General features: G+C 34.6%; 16 protein-coding genes. 10 read left to right on the top strand and 6 right to left on the bottom strand.

Going from position 1 to position 16648, the window contains the following annotated elements:
• Nucleotides 1-171: 171 nt before the first annotated feature.
• The 3 genes from proC to H4O20_RS04400 are packed head-to-tail and all read left to right on the top strand — an operon-like array spanning nucleotide 172 to nucleotide 2978.
• Entirely contained in the window at nucleotides 172-972 is an 801-nt protein-coding gene (gene proC / locus H4O20_RS04410; RefSeq protein ID WP_185098409.1) for a pyrroline-5-carboxylate reductase, read from the top strand.
• A gap of 15 nt (nucleotides 973-987) precedes the next feature.
• Nucleotides 988-1758: a glutamate 5-kinase gene (proB, locus tag H4O20_RS04405; RefSeq protein ID WP_185098408.1), complete on the top strand. Its 771-nt coding sequence runs from the start codon at nucleotides 988-990 to the stop codon at nucleotides 1756-1758.
• A 20-nt stretch (nucleotides 1759-1778) separates the two neighbouring features.
• A complete protein-coding gene (locus H4O20_RS04400; RefSeq protein ID WP_185098407.1) occupies nucleotides 1779-2978 on the top strand; it encodes a glutamate-5-semialdehyde dehydrogenase in 1200 nt (399 codons plus the stop codon).
• A gap of 66 nt (nucleotides 2979-3044) precedes the next feature.
• Here H4O20_RS04400 and H4O20_RS04395 read toward each other — a convergent pair whose 3' ends face one another.
• On the bottom strand, nucleotides 3045-3599 hold the full coding sequence (locus H4O20_RS04395) for a hypothetical protein (RefSeq protein WP_185098406.1): 555 nt from the start codon (nucleotides 3597-3599) through the stop codon (nucleotides 3045-3047).
• A 78-nt stretch (nucleotides 3600-3677) separates the two neighbouring features.
• Nucleotides 3678-4238 (bottom strand): DUF3575 domain-containing protein, encoded by a 561-nt coding sequence (locus H4O20_RS04390; RefSeq protein WP_185098405.1) that lies wholly within the window; start codon nucleotides 4236-4238, stop codon nucleotides 3678-3680.
• A 131-nt stretch (nucleotides 4239-4369) separates the two neighbouring features.
• Here H4O20_RS04390 and H4O20_RS04385 point away from each other — a divergent pair, with 131 nt between their 5' ends.
• The 7 genes from H4O20_RS04385 (at nucleotide 4370) to H4O20_RS04355 (ending at nucleotide 9872) form a co-directional block, all read left to right on the top strand.
• A complete protein-coding gene (locus tag H4O20_RS04385) occupies nucleotides 4370-5407 on the top strand; it encodes a hypothetical protein (RefSeq protein WP_185098404.1) in 1038 nt (345 codons plus the stop codon).
• Between the two features lie 14 nt (nucleotides 5408-5421).
• Nucleotides 5422-5973, top strand: a complete 552-nt coding sequence (locus H4O20_RS04380) for an RNA polymerase sigma factor (RefSeq protein ID WP_185098403.1) — start codon at nucleotides 5422-5424, stop codon at nucleotides 5971-5973.
• Nucleotide 5974: 1 nt separating this feature from the next.
• The gene (locus H4O20_RS04375) at nucleotides 5975-6607 is read left to right on the top strand and encodes a hypothetical protein (protein ID WP_185098402.1); all 633 of its coding nucleotides are present in this window, start codon (nucleotides 5975-5977) and stop codon (nucleotides 6605-6607) included.
• Nucleotides 6608-6734: 127 nt separating this feature from the next.
• On the top strand, nucleotides 6735-7598 hold the full coding sequence (locus H4O20_RS04370; RefSeq protein ID WP_139855772.1) for an RNA polymerase sigma factor RpoD/SigA: 864 nt from the start codon (nucleotides 6735-6737) through the stop codon (nucleotides 7596-7598).
• 219 nt (nucleotides 7599-7817) lie between these two features.
• Nucleotides 7818-8216 (top strand): BLUF domain-containing protein, encoded by a 399-nt coding sequence (locus tag H4O20_RS04365; protein WP_139855771.1) that lies wholly within the window; start codon nucleotides 7818-7820, stop codon nucleotides 8214-8216.
• 6 nt (nucleotides 8217-8222) lie between these two features.
• The gene (rpe, locus tag H4O20_RS04360) at nucleotides 8223-8882 is read left to right on the top strand and encodes a ribulose-phosphate 3-epimerase (protein WP_185098401.1); all 660 of its coding nucleotides are present in this window, start codon (nucleotides 8223-8225) and stop codon (nucleotides 8880-8882) included.
• Nucleotides 8883-8891: 9 nt separating this feature from the next.
• Nucleotides 8892-9872 carry a YpdA family putative bacillithiol disulfide reductase gene (locus H4O20_RS04355; protein ID WP_185098400.1) on the top strand — a complete coding sequence of 327 codons (981 nt, stop codon included), beginning with the start codon at nucleotides 8892-8894 and terminating at the stop codon, nucleotides 9870-9872.
• 431 nt (nucleotides 9873-10303) lie between these two features.
• On the opposite strand, the gene H4O20_RS04350 is transcribed toward H4O20_RS04355, so the two are convergent.
• The 4 genes from H4O20_RS04350 to H4O20_RS04335 form a co-directional block, all read right to left on the bottom strand.
• On the bottom strand, nucleotides 10304-11761 hold the full coding sequence (locus H4O20_RS04350; RefSeq protein ID WP_185098399.1) for a SusD/RagB family nutrient-binding outer membrane lipoprotein: 1458 nt from the start codon (nucleotides 11759-11761) through the stop codon (nucleotides 10304-10306).
• An 11-nt stretch (nucleotides 11762-11772) separates the two neighbouring features.
• Nucleotides 11773-14982: a SusC/RagA family TonB-linked outer membrane protein gene (locus H4O20_RS04345; protein WP_185098398.1), complete on the bottom strand. Its 3210-nt coding sequence runs from the start codon at nucleotides 14980-14982 to the stop codon at nucleotides 11773-11775.
• 393 nt (nucleotides 14983-15375) lie between these two features.
• Entirely contained in the window at nucleotides 15376-15909 is a 534-nt protein-coding gene (locus tag H4O20_RS04340; RefSeq protein WP_185098397.1) for a hypothetical protein, read from the bottom strand.
• A 358-nt stretch (nucleotides 15910-16267) separates the two neighbouring features.
• A complete protein-coding gene (locus tag H4O20_RS04335; protein WP_185098396.1) occupies nucleotides 16268-16588 on the bottom strand; it encodes a four-helix bundle copper-binding protein in 321 nt (106 codons plus the stop codon).
• Between the last annotated feature and the right edge of the window lie 60 nt (nucleotides 16589-16648).

Below are 16648 nucleotides of genomic sequence, written 5' to 3'. Positions count from 1 at the left end.
GCAATCCTGTCACCTTAAGATTTTCAGGTTTTTAAATAAGCTTAAAAGCACTTAAACCACCTTGTATAGTACGCTAACAGCGATTTTAATTTTAAACTTCAGAATTAAAAATTTTTATTGGCCCTCTCGCATAGTACTTGCAGCCTTATAGGCCTAACAATAAAACAAATTATGAAAGTACTAGTAATTGGCGCAGGAAATATGGGGTTGACATATGCCGAAGGCATGGCTGATTCTCCTTTATTAAATCGTAGAAAATTAATGATTTACGATGTTTCAGATGAAAAAATTTCATCTCTCGAAAAGGTTGAGAAATTTGATGTTTATAGAAATTTAGGAGACTGCCTTCCCAAAGCAGATATCGTTTTTGTAGCTGTAAAACCATACCACAGTGATGAGTTATTCCAGAGAATGAAAAGCATGATCAACGGTGATCAGGTTTTTATATCATTAATGGCTGGAGTTACTATCGAAACCATCCAAAATAGCCTAGATATTAAAAAAGTGGTTAGAGCCATGCCAAATCTCCCAGCAAAGGTTGGAATGGGAATGACATCATTTACAGCAGCCAAAGATGTTAGTCGCGTCGAACTTTTAATGGTGCGAAACCTATTAGATACAACTGGAGAAGCTATTCACGTAGAAAACGAAAATTTTATTAATGCTTCTACCGGTATTTCAGGAAGTGGCCCAGCTTACGTTTTCTACTTTATGCAATCTATGTTGGAAGCAGCATTAAAAATGGGCTTCTCACAGAATGATTCCAAAATATTGGTCACCCAAACATTTGAGGGTGCTGTAAGACTTTTCACAGAATCTGATCTTTCACCAAATAGTTGGATGAAGATGGTAGCATCCAAAGGAGGAACGACTCAAGCAGCATTAGATTCTATGGAGGATAACAATGTAAAGGAATTGATTAAAGAGGCTGCTTATGCAGCTTTTAACAGAGCTACAGAATTAGGAAAATAAAAAAAAGGAAATTATATGAAGGAAAAACGAGTGGTTATAAAAGTAGGAACCAACGTTATGACAAATAAAGACAATCGTATTGTAGGACCAATTCTCAATGAACTGGTAAGACAAATCGCTACCTTATACGAAGATGGGTACTCACCTGTTTTGGTTTCTTCAGGATCAGCAATAGCTGGTATGGAGGTTTTAGGTGAATGCAAGGCAAAGGATGACGCTACAAGAAGGCAAATATATTCTTCTGTAGGGCAACCTCGAATGATGCGACATTACTATAGCCTATTCCATGATTACGGAATGCGATGTGCTCAAATTTTAGCAACTAAACGCGATTTCACTCCAGGAAAACATCGTGAAAATATGATTAATTGCTATGAAGGTCTTTTAGCAGAAGGAATTGTTCCCATTGCAAATGAAGACGACGCAGTTTCGTTAACAATGTCTATGTTCAGTGATAATGATGAACTCGCTAGCTTAGTAGCTGAACTTATTGAAGCAGACGCTTTAGTGATCTTAACAGATACTGATGGCTTATATACAGGTCACCCAGATGATGAAGATTCTGAAAAACTGAGCAAAGTACACCCAGACCAGGCTGTGGAACAATACGTTCAAGCTTCAAAAAAAGGCGAAGGTGAAGGTCGTGGTGGGATGAAATCCAAACTTAAAATTGCCAAGCAAACGGCCAAGAAAAACATACCTACTTATATTGCTAATGGAAAACGTAAAAATGTAATTGTTGACATTTTAAACGGCCATGATTTAGGTACAAAATTTTACGCATAATTTAAAAAACAGAAGAGAATATGAAGTTGATAGAGGAAAAATTAAAAAATCAGGTTTTAAATTCGATGATAAATATTATCGATAAAAACCGTGAAGAATTATTACAAGCAAATAAAAAGGATCTACAAGCCTTTAAAAAGGATGACCAAGCACTATATGACAGATTGGTGGTAGATAACTCCAAGATTGATGGTATGATTAAAGCTATTTCTGAGGTTAAAGATCAAGAAGATCCAGTAAACCGGGAGATAAGCAGTAGGGAGCTAGAAAGTGGTCTTAAGATAATTAATAAAACTGCTCCATTTGGCACTATTATGATTATATACGAATCAAGACCAGATGTTACTATCGAAGCTGCAGTACTTGCTTTTAAAGCCAATAACAAAATTCTATTAAAAGGCGGTAAAGAAGCCTATAATAGCAATAAAATTTTGGTGAAATTCTGGCATGATGCGTTACAAGAAAACGGTCTAGAGAAAGATTGGATTACGATGCTAGAGCTAAACCGAGAAGAAACACAAGCCTTCTTAAAAAATCCTGATGAAACAATAGATTTAATCGTACCACGTGGTGGCGAACGATTAATTCAATTTGTAAAGGAAAATGCCAATTGTGCCGTTTTAGTTAGCGGTCGTGGAAACAACTTTTTGTATGTAGCTGAAGATGCCGATTGGAAAAAAACCCTTGAGGTAATTATCAATGCAAAAACCGATAAAATTTCAGGTTGCAACGCATTAGATAAAGTTTTAGTAGATAAGAACATCCCTAATTACGCAACAAAACTTCAAGAATTAAAAGAAGTGCTAGAAACTTCAAAAGTGGAAATTATTGTAGATTCTGAAGTTAAACAAACACTTTCTTCTTCAAAATTAATCGACGATGAAAATACTTGGTATGAAGAGTTTTTAGCAATGAAAATTGCAATTGGCGAAGTTGAAAACATCGACCAAGCTATTTCAAAAATAAATAAATACAGTGGTGGGCATTCAAGTGCTATTCTAACCGAAGACAATAGCAAAGCAGCTAATTTTATGGAAAACATAGACAGTGCTGCTGTTTACCATAACGCCTCTACTCGCTTCACAGATGGCGGACAAATGGGCGTTGGCGCCGAACTTGCTATTAGCACAGATAAACTACATCATCGCGGCCCCTTAGGTTTAAAGCAATTGGTGACTAATAAATACTACGTTTACGGAGATGGCCATATTCGAGCGTAGAGTTTAACATATTAAACTTTAAAAAGCCTTCTTCAATACTTTGAATGAAGGCTTTTTATTTAATACTTATTCTCGAAATCGATTCCATTGAAGTGATAAACCCAAAGCACCAATTGATTCAACAGAATTAATATTAGCAGCAAGTTTAAGCCCCATAGAGTATCGCGGACCTAGACTAAATTGCAATTTAGCGCCAATTGGAAAACCAATAGTATTTTCTGTTATATCTCCTCTTCTTCCAGTATTTGAATCTACTACTCCATAGGTATTGAAATGAAAATATCCAGCTCCCACAAAAATGTCGGTAAAAATTTTTTCACTTAATGGAAAACTCCGACCGTATAGAAAATTTACTTCGGTAAATTCATCATTACTACCAATAAAACTTCCTTCAGTACCAGCTCCAATTTCCAACCCAAAAATATTTTTCCCATAATTAAAGTTTACATCTCCACTTCCGGCAACACCCGAATTCCCTCCTACAAAAACCCCTAATGGACTAATAGAAAAAGAACGATAGGCAAACTTATTAGAGTTGGCTTCAGTTTGCGCTATAGTAGTTAATGATATTAAAAAGTATAGGAAACTTGAAATTACAAATTTGATTTTTAGATGTTTCATAATTAATAAATTAGAGGTTAATATTTTACAATTACTATACTTTGTTTATAATGCAATTTGTTATTAATTAGAATCTTCCTATAAATCCCACTGCAATGACACTCCACTTGAATAAATGGGGAATTCGAAATTGATATTAGTTTGTAGGAGTAAACCCACCGAAAACTTTTTACCCGTCATAAATCGTAATTTCGCCATTATTGGGAACCCCATAGTAGATCGGAAATTTCGTTGGTAATACGTTTGAAAAAACGAGTTGTGTTGAGGGTCTTCTAGGTACAAGTACCCCACGCCAGCGTGAGTTTCTAAAAACCATCGGTTTGAAAGTCTAAATTCTCTTCCGTAAAGTATATTAAGTTGAACGTATTTACTACTCCCCAATACCTCAAAGCCCGCAGAAGGAGCAAACGATAATAAGTTTCTTTTATAATTAAATGTAACATCAACAATTACCGCATAACCTGCAAAATAAGAATTTGTATTTCTATCAGGACGGCTCCAAAAAATATTTGTTGGAGTGATAGAGAATGATTTAATCGGGAATTTATTAGAAAGAGATTCTTCCTGAGCACATAATTTATTACTCATTAAAAAAACCAAAAGGCCAATTACGATAATCGCATACTTTGTAGCATTCATAATTTTCCTTTTAGTAAATAAGAAAAATCTAAGTTAATAGATTAATACTAAGGTAATGAATAAATCAATCCATTTAACGCAACCTTTTTAATATTATCAGACTATAGGGAAACAACTTAATCAAGCTTCTTATGAAAATATTTAAATTAGTTGCATTTATTTTCCTGATGGTCCTTTTTGGTTCTTGCGAAAATGAACCGCTCGGTAAAATCGATCCATCACAGGTTATACAAGTAAACTCTGAACTTTACAATTTAATTGAAAAGGCTGCTAACAGTGATTTTACCAATGAAATTACTTGTATAGACTTCAATTATGGATTCACTTTGATTATTTACGATGAAGACTTTGAAATTTTCGGCTATCAGGTTATAAATAGTGATAGTGAATTTAGTGACTTTTTAGACACACTCGAAGAAGGGAAGTCAATTAGCTTAAGCTATCCTATTACAAGTACTTTAAACAGTGGTGAGCCCTACACTATTAATAATAATGACGAGTTGAAAGAGGCTATAGAGAAATGTTTAGTTGCAGACGAAATTACCACATGCAACAATATTCTAACCGAAACTTCCTGTATTTGGAAAATCAGCCACATAGAAGGACCAAATAGTGAATATGATAGTTCTTATTTTGAAGTAAGCAACACTGGTAATGTAGGATTGTATTCCGATGAAAACTCATTTGCGGGGACTTGGATTACCTATTTTATAGAAGACGAACTTCATCTCAATATTTTTTTAATAGGTAATGAAGATGTAAAAGAAGCGTGGAACTACGATTGGAAAGTAATTAGCTATGACGAATCTCAGATGACCATAGAAAATGGTACCGACCGTTTTCAGTTATTAAAAGAATGTACAGAACCTTGTAAAAAATTTCTATTTGAAGAATGTGAAATTCGCCCTGGTTCAGAAAAAGCTATTTTCAATTTAGATAGTTATTTTGAGTGTTTCTTTCCTTTTACAAGAATAGACGATCCGGCAACAATTAGAACTACTTATTACGAAAACTACGAAGATATGCTTTCGGGTGTAAACCCAATAGTAAACTTACTGTATGAAAACACTATAAATCCTCAAATAATTTATGTTAGATTTGATGACATAATCACAGGAGAACTGGTAACATCTATGCCACTAGTTTTAAAAGTAATTGAATGTTCTTAAATGGATAGTTACAATTGAAAGAAGACGATTTAATAAGGAGATGTTGTAAAAACAACCGAGCAGCTCAAAGCGAACTATTCAGGAAATATAAGGATAGCCTTTTCTTTATTTCGCTGAAATATTGCCGAAACGAGGCAGATGCAGAGGATAACTTGCACGATGCTTTTATTACAATTTTTCAAAAAATAAGAACTTTTTCAAGGAAAGGATCTTTTGAAGGGTGGATGAAACGAATAACCATCTATAAGGCCATCGATAAATACAAAGAACAAATACCTTTTTCTATTGAATTTAAAAACGATATTCTAAAAGATTCAGTCGAAATTGAAGTGGAAAATGAAGACAGTCTATCTTTAAATCAGCTTTTAAAATTAATACAAGATCTTCCAGATCAATACAGACTGGTGTTTAACTTATACCAATTAGACGATTTTTCACATAAGGAAATCGCTTCGCTTTTGAATATTTCAGAAGGAACATCAAAATCAAATTATTATCGTGCAAAATTAATTTTACGCGATAAAATAAAAGAGGCACAGAAAATTCTCAGTTCAAAAGCACTTTAGAATGGAAAATAAAAAAGATATAGGAAAGCTTTTTGAAGACAAGCTCCAATTCGGAAAGAAAGAACCTAACACAAAGGTTTGGGAAAGACTAAACATCTCTTTAGATGCTGAAAAACGTAAAAGAGAGAAAATTATGTATTACTGGTTTACAACAATTGGCGTTGTTCTTTTACTTGGGGTTATCTTAATCATAAACATAGACAGTAAAGAAGAAAATAATAAGTTAACCAATCAGAAAAAAGTTAATGCTTCGGAATCAACTTTAAAAAAAGAAGTGGTAAACACAGCAAACAACCTTAAAACTTCGATAATAGACACTTTAAATAACTCTAATAAAAAAGTTGAAAGTACTTCCAATTCGAATGTTTCTGTTGAAAACTCTGAAGGTGATAAAATAGAGAATGCTAAAGAAAATATATTGAAATCTAATCAAGTTAATGGTAAAAATGAAAAAGCTACATCTAGATTTAATGAAAAAGAATTTAAGGTGTCAAAAAATTATCATTATTACAACAGCAACACAAATCAGCACTATATAACGTCTAATAAGAAGGAAATTGACAGTTTAATTTCTGAAAATAACAAATCGGCAGATTCACTAATACTTGATAAAGCAAATTATATAGAAGACTAACCATCGCATTTAGAGAGTCTAAAAAATTAATTCTGATTTTTTATTAAGTTTTTGTAACCTTTACAGGAATTCTTACGTATAACCCAATACAAAAGTTTTAAAACTTAATCTACAGGACACACCTTAAATGAGACAACTTAAAATTACAAAGCAGGTTACCAACAGGGAAACCGCTTCATTAGACAAGTACCTTCAAGAAATTGGAAAAGTTGACTTAATTACCGCAGAAGATGAAGTAGAATTGGCACAGCGCATAAAAGCGGGTGACCACGTTGCATTGGAGAAATTAACCAAAGCTAATCTACGTTTCGTTGTTTCGGTAGCAAAGCAATACCAAAATCAAGGTCTTACCCTACCCGACCTTATAAACGAAGGAAATCTTGGTTTAATTAAAGCCGCGCAACGTTTTGACGAAACCCGTGGTTTTAAATTTATATCGTATGCAGTTTGGTGGATTCGTCAATCTATCTTACAAGCTTTAGCAGAACAGTCTCGTATTGTTCGTTTACCGCTTAACAAAATTGGAAGCATCAATAAAATAAATAAGATGTATGCTTCTTTAGAGCAAGCAAACGAACGTCCACCTTCGGCTGAGGAAATTGCAAAAGAGTTGGATATGACGATTAGTGATGTAAAAGAGTCTATGAAAAACTCTGGCCGTCACGTATCTATGGACGCTCCGCTTATTGAAGGAGAAGACAGTAACCTTTACGACGTTTTACGCAGTGGTGAAAGTCCAAATCCAGACCGTGCATTACTACACGAATCTTTAAGAACAGAAATTGAGCGTGCTTTAGAAACACTTACTCCTCGTGAGGCAGATGTTATCCGTTTATACTTCGGTCTTGGCGATCAACAACCTATGACATTAGAAGAAATAGGCGAAACTTTCGATCTTACTCGTGAGCGCGTACGCCAAATAAAAGAAAAAGCTATTAGAAGATTAAAGCATACCTCAAGAAGTAAGATTTTAATGACATATTTAGGATAAACTTAAAGGTTTACCTCTAGCTAAGTCTAAACAAGACAAAAACTTTTAACGATAACCAACAGTATAATCCTAATCTAGTATTAGGGTAACAACTGTTCGTTTTTTGATTGATGAATAACCTCCGGCTGATTACCGGAGGTTTTTTCATTTAAACTATAATCCTATCTGCGGAGTCTAAAATCGCACAAACTGCAAACTAATTTGTAACTTTGCCAACCCATGAAACATACCATCTGTTATTTAAGCAAGGATCACCAACCGATGAAAAATTCGGAATTAGAGGACTTGTTCAGCCAGGTTTTAGAGTTTAATAATTCCTCAAATATTTCGGGGATATTGCTTCATAACAACCACTTTTTTCTTCAAGTTCTAGAAGGAAAAAAAGAAACAATTCAGGAGCTTTACGCCAATATACGAAAGGATAAAAGGCATAAAGACATATTAAATGTTTTGGATCAAAAAATTGAAAGCCGAATTTTCAATAATTATGACGCTAGGTTTAGTATCCTAAAAAACAAAGATGATATCGAAAAACTAAATATTTATCTGTCAAGATATAGTTTAAACAATAATTACTCAACAAACGTTAAAAGACTTTTAGAACCTTTCTTATTATAAGCTATCATGAAAAACACACTTATTGCTCCCTCTATACTTGCCGCAGATTTCGCCAACCTTCAAAGAGATATTGAAATGGTTAATGCTAGTGAAGCAGATTGGTTTCACCTCGATGTAATGGATGGTGTTTTTGTGCCGAATATCTCGTTTGGTATGCCAGTTATTAAAAGCATAGCCAAACACGCTAAAAAGCCTTTAGACGTGCATTTAATGATTATCGACCCAGACCGATACATTAAAACATTCGCCGATTTAGGGACAGATGTATTAACAGTTCACTACGAAGCTTGTACACATTTACACCGAACACTTCAAGCTATCAAAGCCGAAGGAATGCAAGCAGGGGTTGCCATAAATCCACATACTAATGTAGCTTTATTGGAAGACACAATAAAGGATATTGATTTAGTGTGCATTATGAGTGTAAATCCAGGTTTTGGCGGACAGAGCTTTATTGAAAATACTTATAAAAAAGTAAAACAACTTCGTGAAATTATAGAAGCAAATGGCGCTACTACCAAAATTGAAATAGATGGTGGTGTAACCAATAGAAACGCTAAACAACTAGTAGAAGCAGGTGCTGATGTTTTGGTTGCAGGTAGCTATGTGTTTGGTGCGAGTAACCCTACTGAAACTATTGCAGACTTAAAGAAAATTGTACTCTAGTGTTTTATTATGTCTAAAACTTCTTCAATTGAAAATATATTTGATGTATTAATTATAGGCGCAGGTCCTATTGGGATAGCTTGCGCCTTAGAATCAAAAAAAAATGGCTTAAGTTATATTGTAGTTGAAAAAGGAGCACTTACCAATTCGCTTTACAACTACCCGCTAAATATGACTTTCTTCTCTACTTCAGAGAAGCTAGAAATTGATGAGATTCCATTTATAAGCAACAACCCTAAGCCAACCCGTAATGAGGCTTTAGAATACTATCGCCGTGTAGCTACATCAAATAATCTCAATATTAATTTATATGAAAAGATTATTTCCGTTGAAAAGAATGAGGATAGTTTTAATGTTGAATCAGATAAAAATAATTACAAGGCCAAAAACATAATTGTAAGCACAGGGTTCTACGATATCCCAAACACTCTAAATATTCCTGGGGAAAACCTTCCCAAAGTGATGCATTATTACAAAGAAGCTCATCCTTTTGTAATGCAAAATGTTATTGTTGTGGGCGCTAGTAACTCCTCTGTAGATGCGGCATTAGAAATTTGGCGTAAAGGCGGAGATGTAACCATGGTAGTTCGCGGACCGGAAATTGGCGAGCGCGTAAAATACTGGGTAAAACCAGATATCGAAAACAGAATAAAAGAAGGAAGCATTAAAGCTTATTTCTATTCTGAAATAGAAGAAATTACAGAAAGCGAAGTTTTAATTAACACGCCACAAGGTAAAATAACCCTACCGAATGATTATGTAGTAGCGCTTACAGGTTACAAACCTGATTTTAATTTCTTACAAACACTAGGTGTAGAACTTTCAAATGATAAGAAAAGGCTTCCTCAATACAATTCCGACACTATGGAAACCAATGTGGAGGGGCTATATCTTGCAGGAGTAATTTGCGGTGGCATGGAAACTCACAAATGGTTTATCGAAAACTCGAGAATACACGCCAAGATTATCGTTGACCATTTAACCAGGTAGTTGGTAGTTGGTAGTTGGTAGTTGGTAGTTGTAGTTGGTAATAAAAAATCAAGGCTTAGCCTCAAAAAAGAATTAATTAAATATCTTTTTTCACATTCACAGCATTCTAAATAGTATTTCTTTTCCTTACATCTATGTTATGTGGAGGAATATTTAAAAGTCTTTTATTTACTTAAAGATTTCAAACAAGGACTTGAAGCCTTAAATCCATTTTAATTTCACTACTAATCTTCTCATTAACCCTCTTAAAAGGCTAATACAGCCTTTTTGTATGACTAATCTATGTTGCAGCGGGAATTGATTTACATTAATGATAAATACAGCATATTGAATTAAATGAAAGTGTTTAAAAATGTATACCATTAAATACATCCAAAAAAAAAATCCCCGACATTGCTGTCGGGGATTTTAGATTTATAATTATCGATTTATTAGAAATCGAAAGTATAGAATTTATCCCAGAATAATCTAGTTTCAGCAGCATCACCACCAATAGCACTTGAAGCAGCGCTCCAGTTAGCCTCGTTCAAGGTTTGTTCTCCAACTGGGTAAAGGTAACGCGTTGGGAAACCAGTTTCAGCGTCAGTAGGCTCAACTAATATAGGGTAATCCAAACGACGAATAGAGTTATAACTAGCAAAAGTTCTGTTGTAAAGACCTAGATACGCTTGCGTACCAATTACTTGTTTCCAAGCTGGGCTTGAAGAACTATTAGCAATTGCTGTATCGTAATCAACAGCAGGTGAAGCTAAGTAGTCAGATAAGCCTTCAGCACCCCAGTATTCGAAAGATGCAGTAATAGCAGCTTCGTAATGAGTTGCAGCATCGCCACCAACAGCATAACCTCTAGCAGCAGCTTCAGCTAACAAAAATCTAACTTCAGCATAAGATAAAAGTACACCTGGTTCAGCTGGATCTACCAAACGGTCAGCTACATGAGAGTGCTCTGCGTAAGCAGAAATCTCACCAATAACACCACCAATATACTCTCCATCAACAGTAGTAAAGTAAACTTCTCTTCTTGGGTCTTCCAAATCGTTCATCAAGTCGATGATTGTTTTAGCAGCAACATAGTCATTACGACCACTAAGAACTAAGTTATCGTTCATAGGGTTGTTGTTTGGAGCTGCAGGACGATACATATAACTGCCGTTATCTGCATTACTTGTGAATACACCGCTTGTGTAAGCAGACTCAACAGTAGATTGAGAAAGTGCTGGATTTACATCTGCAAGCATGATACCCATTCTTAACTTTAATGAGTTAGCAAACTTTTTCCAGTTTTCAACATTTCCTGAATACATCATGTCTTCAGTATCACTAAAACTTCCTACACTAGTATCCATACTACTAATAGCAGCATCTAAACGAGTAAGTAAGTCTTTGTAAATAGTAGCAGCATCATCATAAGCTGGCAAAAGATTTTCGATATCTAATGCTTCGCTATAAGGTACATCTCCATAAGTTTCTACTAAGTTACTGTAAGCAAATACAGTCATCACTTCTACAATCGCCAGTTTATTAGGCTTAAGAGCGTTTGTTAAATCATTATCGGTAGCTGCAATAACTCTATCAGCTTCGTTTAAATCTTTAAGTACATCGCGATACAATTCTCTCCAGTGGTTGTCAGGAATTGCACGTGTGATTTGATCGTATTGACTTTCGTCTAAATATGTAGTTTCCTGTAATTGTTGTGTCCATAACCTTAAGTTGTTAAGGTTTACGTTTGGCGTTACAAATTGATCTGCTAATTGTTTTTGAGCAGAAGCAAACAAACTCTCACCACTTACGTTAGTAGGATCTTTTATATTCTGATTCAGATCTTCTAAATTATCTGAACACGACACGGCCATAACTGCCGCGGTTAATATTAAAATTAGTTTCTTCATCTTTTTTTTTATTAAAATTGAGCTTTAATGTTAAACCCGTAATCTTGGGTAGTTGGTAATGAACCAGTAACATATCCTTGAAGGTTACCTGAACTCAAACCTGCTTCTGGATCAGCATAAGGAATATTCTTATCGATAATCCATAGGTTTGATCCTGACACGCTAAACTGTAATCCAGTCATGAATGTGTTTTCAAGGAATCTAGATGGCATAGTATAAGTAAGCGATACTTGACGTAACTTAATATAACTAGCATCGTAAACAAATGCAGCAGCTGGTAATGCCCTATATCCAAATGCACTAAAGTTGTTTGCATCAGTTCTAGTTGTGTTTGGAGAACCATCAGGGTTAACACCTGGGTTGATAAATCCACCACCATTTTCAAGTGAATTTCTCACTGGGTTTCCTAAATCGTTTGTATAAGAAGTGTTTGCATAAAGACCTGTCGCTTCACCATAGTATTGGTCAAGAGAGAAAAGGCTTCCACCTTCTTGGATATCAATTAAGAAACTAAAAGAGAAATCTTTGTAAGTAAGTGTATTTGTAATACCTGCTAACCAGTCTGGGTTAGTATCTCCAAGAATATTATTAGAGTTTGCAGACTTAAGGTATCTTCCAGAATCTGGATCAACAACTTTTTCACCGTTTAAGTAAACGAAATCTTGTCCGTAAATCACACCGTAAGGCTGTCCTAATTCAGCGTTGATAGAAACACCACCTTGGAATCTTCCTAATTGTAGGTTTTTAATTCCATCAGGTAAAGCAACTACTTCACTCTTGTTTTGAGTCCAGTTTGCATTAATTGCCCAAGTAAAGTTATCATTCTTAACTGGCATAGCGTTTAAAGATACTTCAATACCTTTGTTTTCAATTTCACCTGCATTAAGTAATTTACCAGTATAACCAGTAGAAGCTGAAATTGGAACTGTCACAATTTGGTCAATAGAGTTTGATTTGTAGTAAGATACATCAAAACCTAATCTATTGTCAGCAAATCTCATTTCTAAACCTGCCTCGTAACTCTTTGTAGTTTCTGGCTTAAGGTTGGCGTTGTTTGCTGTATTAGGAATAGAGTTTCCTATATCACCATTAATTGTATAAGTATCAACTAATCTATCAAATGGAGCTCCGTTACCTACCTCAGCGTAGTTTAATCGAAGTTTACCAAAGCTAATTGCATTTACATCTAATATTTTGCTAAATACAAAACTAGTAGATATCGATGGGTAGTAGAATGAACTATTTTCTTCTGGTAGTGTAGAGAAACGGTCTCTTCTAATAGTACCATCTAAATATACTACATTGGCGAATCCGAAAGATGCACTTGCGTAAACACCATCTACACCAACTTTCTCAGCCTGTTCAACTGGGTTAGGATTTGGAGAAGCCCCATTCTGTAATGAATAAAGTCCTGGAACTACCAATCCACCAGCAGTAGAAGATGTTAATGAATTAAATTCACTTCTTCTAATGTTAGTACCTAAGATACCAGCAAAGCTTAAGTTATCGGTAATATCTGTGTTGAAGTTGAACATTAAATCGTAGTTTGTTTCAACAGCAGTAATATCTCTTCTTAAGTAACCTGAATTAACATTTCCACGAGAAACACCAAAGTTTACAGCTCCAGAACCTACAGCTCTACGCTCTTCTTGTTGCTCATTGTAAGTATCAGTAGAAACTCTACCTGTTACATTTACCCAGTCAGCCAATTCGTAGTTTAACTCAAAGTTACCAATAAAACGGCTTCTTCCATCATTTTGGTAGTTTTCGTAACGTGTCCAGTATGGGTTATCCCAGTATAGTGGTGCTGCACCTGGAGTTGTACTATTTGGGTTCCAAGTTACGTTTCTTTTTGTAGCAAAATAAATATCTCTTTGAGCCTGCAAGTCTGTACTGTTAGACCACCACTGCTTCATCATACCAACAACGTTGTCTGTATAACCAGTAGAGTTACGTCCAAGTGCATCAGACTTAATATAGTTAGCAAAACCACTAGCAGTTAATTTTTCACTAACATCGTAAGTTCCACTAAAGATAAAGTTATGTCTATCTATCTGGCTATTTGGCATAAGACCTGATTGATCTAATTTAGTATAAGACATACGGTACGAACCACCTTCTAATCCATTAGAAATAGAGATAGAGTTAGTAAGTGTTACTGGAGTTTCAAAGAAAGTAATAGGGCCATTCTTTGCTGCAGTATAAGCAGTTTTCTTTAAATAGTTTGGTGAAGCTGGATCAAACGAATCCCACTTATAGATAAATAAGTTTGGATCGTAAGCTGGACCATAAGATGCATCATCTCCATAGTTCTCAATTTGATCATCAATACCATCACCATCAACATCACCAAAAGTGAAGTAGTCACCATATCCAGGACCATACTGTGTTTGGTATTCAGCAAAAGTACTTTTGTCGATAAAACCAACAGTTGCATTACTATTAAGAGTAACTCCTAATCCTTTTGCAGACTTACCTTTTTTAGTAGTAATAATAATTACACCGTTTGCAGCACGTGAACCGTAAAGTGCAGATGCAGCAGCACCTTTAAGTACGTTAATACTTTCGATGTCGTCTGGGTTAATATCTGCAGCAGCATTACCGTAGTCATAATAGTTACCAGATGCTTGAGTTTGTCCAGCAGAGTTGGTATTTCTGTTACTAATTGGCACACCATCAACAACGAATAAAGCTTGGTTATCTCCAGTTAAAGAAGTGTTACCTCTAATAACTACGTTAGTAGATCCACCAAAGTTGTTGTTTCTTCTAATCTGAAGACCAGAAACCTTACCAGAAAGGGCATTTGTAAAGTTATTCCCTTTTACAGTAGCAACATCGTCACCACCTACTTCCTGCGTAGAGTATCCAAGAGATTGTTTCTCACGAGATACACCAAGTGCAGTTACTACTACTTCGTCCAGAGCAGATCCGGCTTGCATAGTAACGTTCATACTATTTGAAGCCCCAACAGCTACCTCTTGGGTTTCAAAACCTACATAACTATAAACGAGTGTTTGACCAACTGCAGCCTCAATGGAGTAATTACCATCAAAATCAGACTGTGTTCCGGTACTAGTACCCTTTATAATAATGTTAACTCCTGGAAGCGGGAGACCTGTGTCATCAGTCACCGTTCCGGAAATCGATTTTTCTTGTGCAACCGCGAGCTGCACAACTAACGCTAATAATAGCGTTAAAATTCCACTAAACTTTGTTTTCATTTTTTTGTTTGTTTGAATTAGCACCTCAAAAGTGCCAATAAAATCTTACAATTCCAACTTTTAATGGATGTAGATTCACAATTATTTAACTGAAAAGAATTTTTTATCAAAGAAAAAATCATAATCAAAAACCCATTTTTTTTCACAATCATCTGATTTTGTTACGCTTCGAAGCTTGCGCGAACACTAATATTAGCTTTAATACGGAAATTATGCGGGTCAAATTATTTTCACACACATTATTAACAATTTGGTTAAAACGACGATAAATTTGATTTTTTCTGCATTTTAACATAATAACGACCTTTTTCAGAAATTAGATATTACACGAATAAAAAAACCTCAATTACTTAATGCAATAATTGAGGTTTCTAAATTTATAGGATATACAAATTATTTTGAAGCTCCTTCTCCTTTGAAATTTTGGGAGTTACTCTTAAAAAGAACATTGAAGGTTGTTAAACTTCCATAACAACGAGTGATATATTGCTGTAGGTCAATTTTTAAACTTTCATCTAATTCTTTACTAGAATTTATCTTTTGCTCCATCACTCTAAGCCTATCTCGCAACATCACTATTTTATGAAAAAAAGTGTCTATTGGAATTTCCTTAGAACTTAAATTACTATCTGCCGGTTGCAAAACCATTGTACCGCCTTTCCACTTATCAGCGATAGGAACTATTTCACTTATACCATTCCATTTTTTAAGAATTTCACGAAGACTTCTCTCTACTTCGTAAAAGCTTACAGAATCTACTTCGTCTTCGGCAGCTTCAATAATTTCAAATTCATCGTCAACACCAATTGTTTCTAGGCCATTTTCAATAAAAGTTACCCAGTACATTTTTGCAGTAACATTTGTAATAACTCCTTTTCCGTAAGTGGAGTGATTTATCCTAGAGCCTATTCCTAAAATTTGTTTCATTTATTTGTAATTAATATGTTTTATTCAACTCGTAAAATTAAAAAATTAGATCGAAATCTTTTTTATAAATAACCCGCTTAAAATTAAAATCCACTTCGTTTTCTGGAAGTGGATTTTAAAGTAATTATACCTTAATATATATAACACCTATTAAATTAATTTTATTCTTATTGATATTTGCGATAATTATAGTGCATTAATGTTTTCTAATTTCAAGTAACACCCACACGTAATCACCACACAATAAGCGCCATAAAGTTAATTTTACTCTTAAGGTCCGAAACAAAAATATCTTCAATTAAAATAAAACCTCCCTTAATAGATATAATATTAATAACCTACAATTTGAACTTTAATTCTACGCTAAATAAGCCCTGCATTCTTCTGCGCATTTTCTACAAGCTTCTGCACAATCTTTACAATGTTGTGTATCGTGTTTTGAACACTCATCTGCACACATATCACAAATTTTTGCACAATATTTTACCAAATCATCTACGTCGGTAAAATTCATTGCTAACAATTGGTTTAATGTACTACAAACTTCAGCGCAAACTCTATCCAAACGGATACAGTTTACCATCATTTTTACATTGTCTTCATCTAAACAGGCATCTGCACAATAATTACAATGATTGATACAATTGCCTAGGGCGTGGATTAGCTTTTCGTTTTTCATGGTAATTGCTTTTATAATGAAATACAATTTACTAATTCATTTAGCCTTAGTGTATTAAAG

Source organism: Aequorivita sp. 609 (assembly GCF_014212065.1).
GTDB lineage: Bacteria > Bacteroidota > Bacteroidia > Flavobacteriales > Flavobacteriaceae > Aequorivita > Aequorivita sinensis.
This window is presented reverse-complemented; position numbering and strand designations above follow the sequence as displayed.

Coding starts and splice junctions, on each gene's coding strand:
- proC (WP_185098409.1), top strand. CDS start 172: ATGAAAGTACTAGTAATTGGCGCAGGAAATATGGGGTTGACATATGCC.
- proB (WP_185098408.1), top strand. CDS start 988: ATGAAGGAAAAACGAGTGGTTATAAAAGTAGGAACCAACGTTATGACA.
- H4O20_RS04400 (WP_185098407.1), top strand. CDS start 1,779: ATGAAGTTGATAGAGGAAAAATTAAAAAATCAGGTTTTAAATTCGATG.
- H4O20_RS04395 (WP_185098406.1), bottom strand. CDS start 3,599: ATGAAACATCTAAAAATCAAATTTGTAATTTCAAGTTTCCTATACTTT.
- H4O20_RS04390 (WP_185098405.1), bottom strand. CDS start 4,238: ATGAATGCTACAAAGTATGCGATTATCGTAATTGGCCTTTTGGTTTTT.
- H4O20_RS04385 (WP_185098404.1), top strand. CDS start 4,370: ATGAAAATATTTAAATTAGTTGCATTTATTTTCCTGATGGTCCTTTTT.
- H4O20_RS04375 (WP_185098402.1), top strand. CDS start 5,975: ATGGAAAATAAAAAAGATATAGGAAAGCTTTTTGAAGACAAGCTCCAA.
- H4O20_RS04370 (WP_139855772.1), top strand. CDS start 6,735: ATGAGACAACTTAAAATTACAAAGCAGGTTACCAACAGGGAAACCGCT.
- H4O20_RS04365 (WP_139855771.1), top strand. CDS start 7,818: ATGAAACATACCATCTGTTATTTAAGCAAGGATCACCAACCGATGAAA.
- rpe (WP_185098401.1), top strand. CDS start 8,223: ATGAAAAACACACTTATTGCTCCCTCTATACTTGCCGCAGATTTCGCC.
- H4O20_RS04355 (WP_185098400.1), top strand. CDS start 8,892: ATGTCTAAAACTTCTTCAATTGAAAATATATTTGATGTATTAATTATA.
- H4O20_RS04350 (WP_185098399.1), bottom strand. CDS start 11,761: ATGAAGAAACTAATTTTAATATTAACCGCGGCAGTTATGGCCGTGTCG.
- H4O20_RS04345 (WP_185098398.1), bottom strand. CDS start 14,982: ATGAAAACAAAGTTTAGTGGAATTTTAACGCTATTATTAGCGTTAGTT.
- H4O20_RS04340 (WP_185098397.1), bottom strand. CDS start 15,909: ATGAAACAAATTTTAGGAATAGGCTCTAGGATAAATCACTCCACTTAC.
- H4O20_RS04335 (WP_185098396.1), bottom strand. CDS start 16,588: ATGAAAAACGAAAAGCTAATCCACGCCCTAGGCAATTGTATCAATCAT.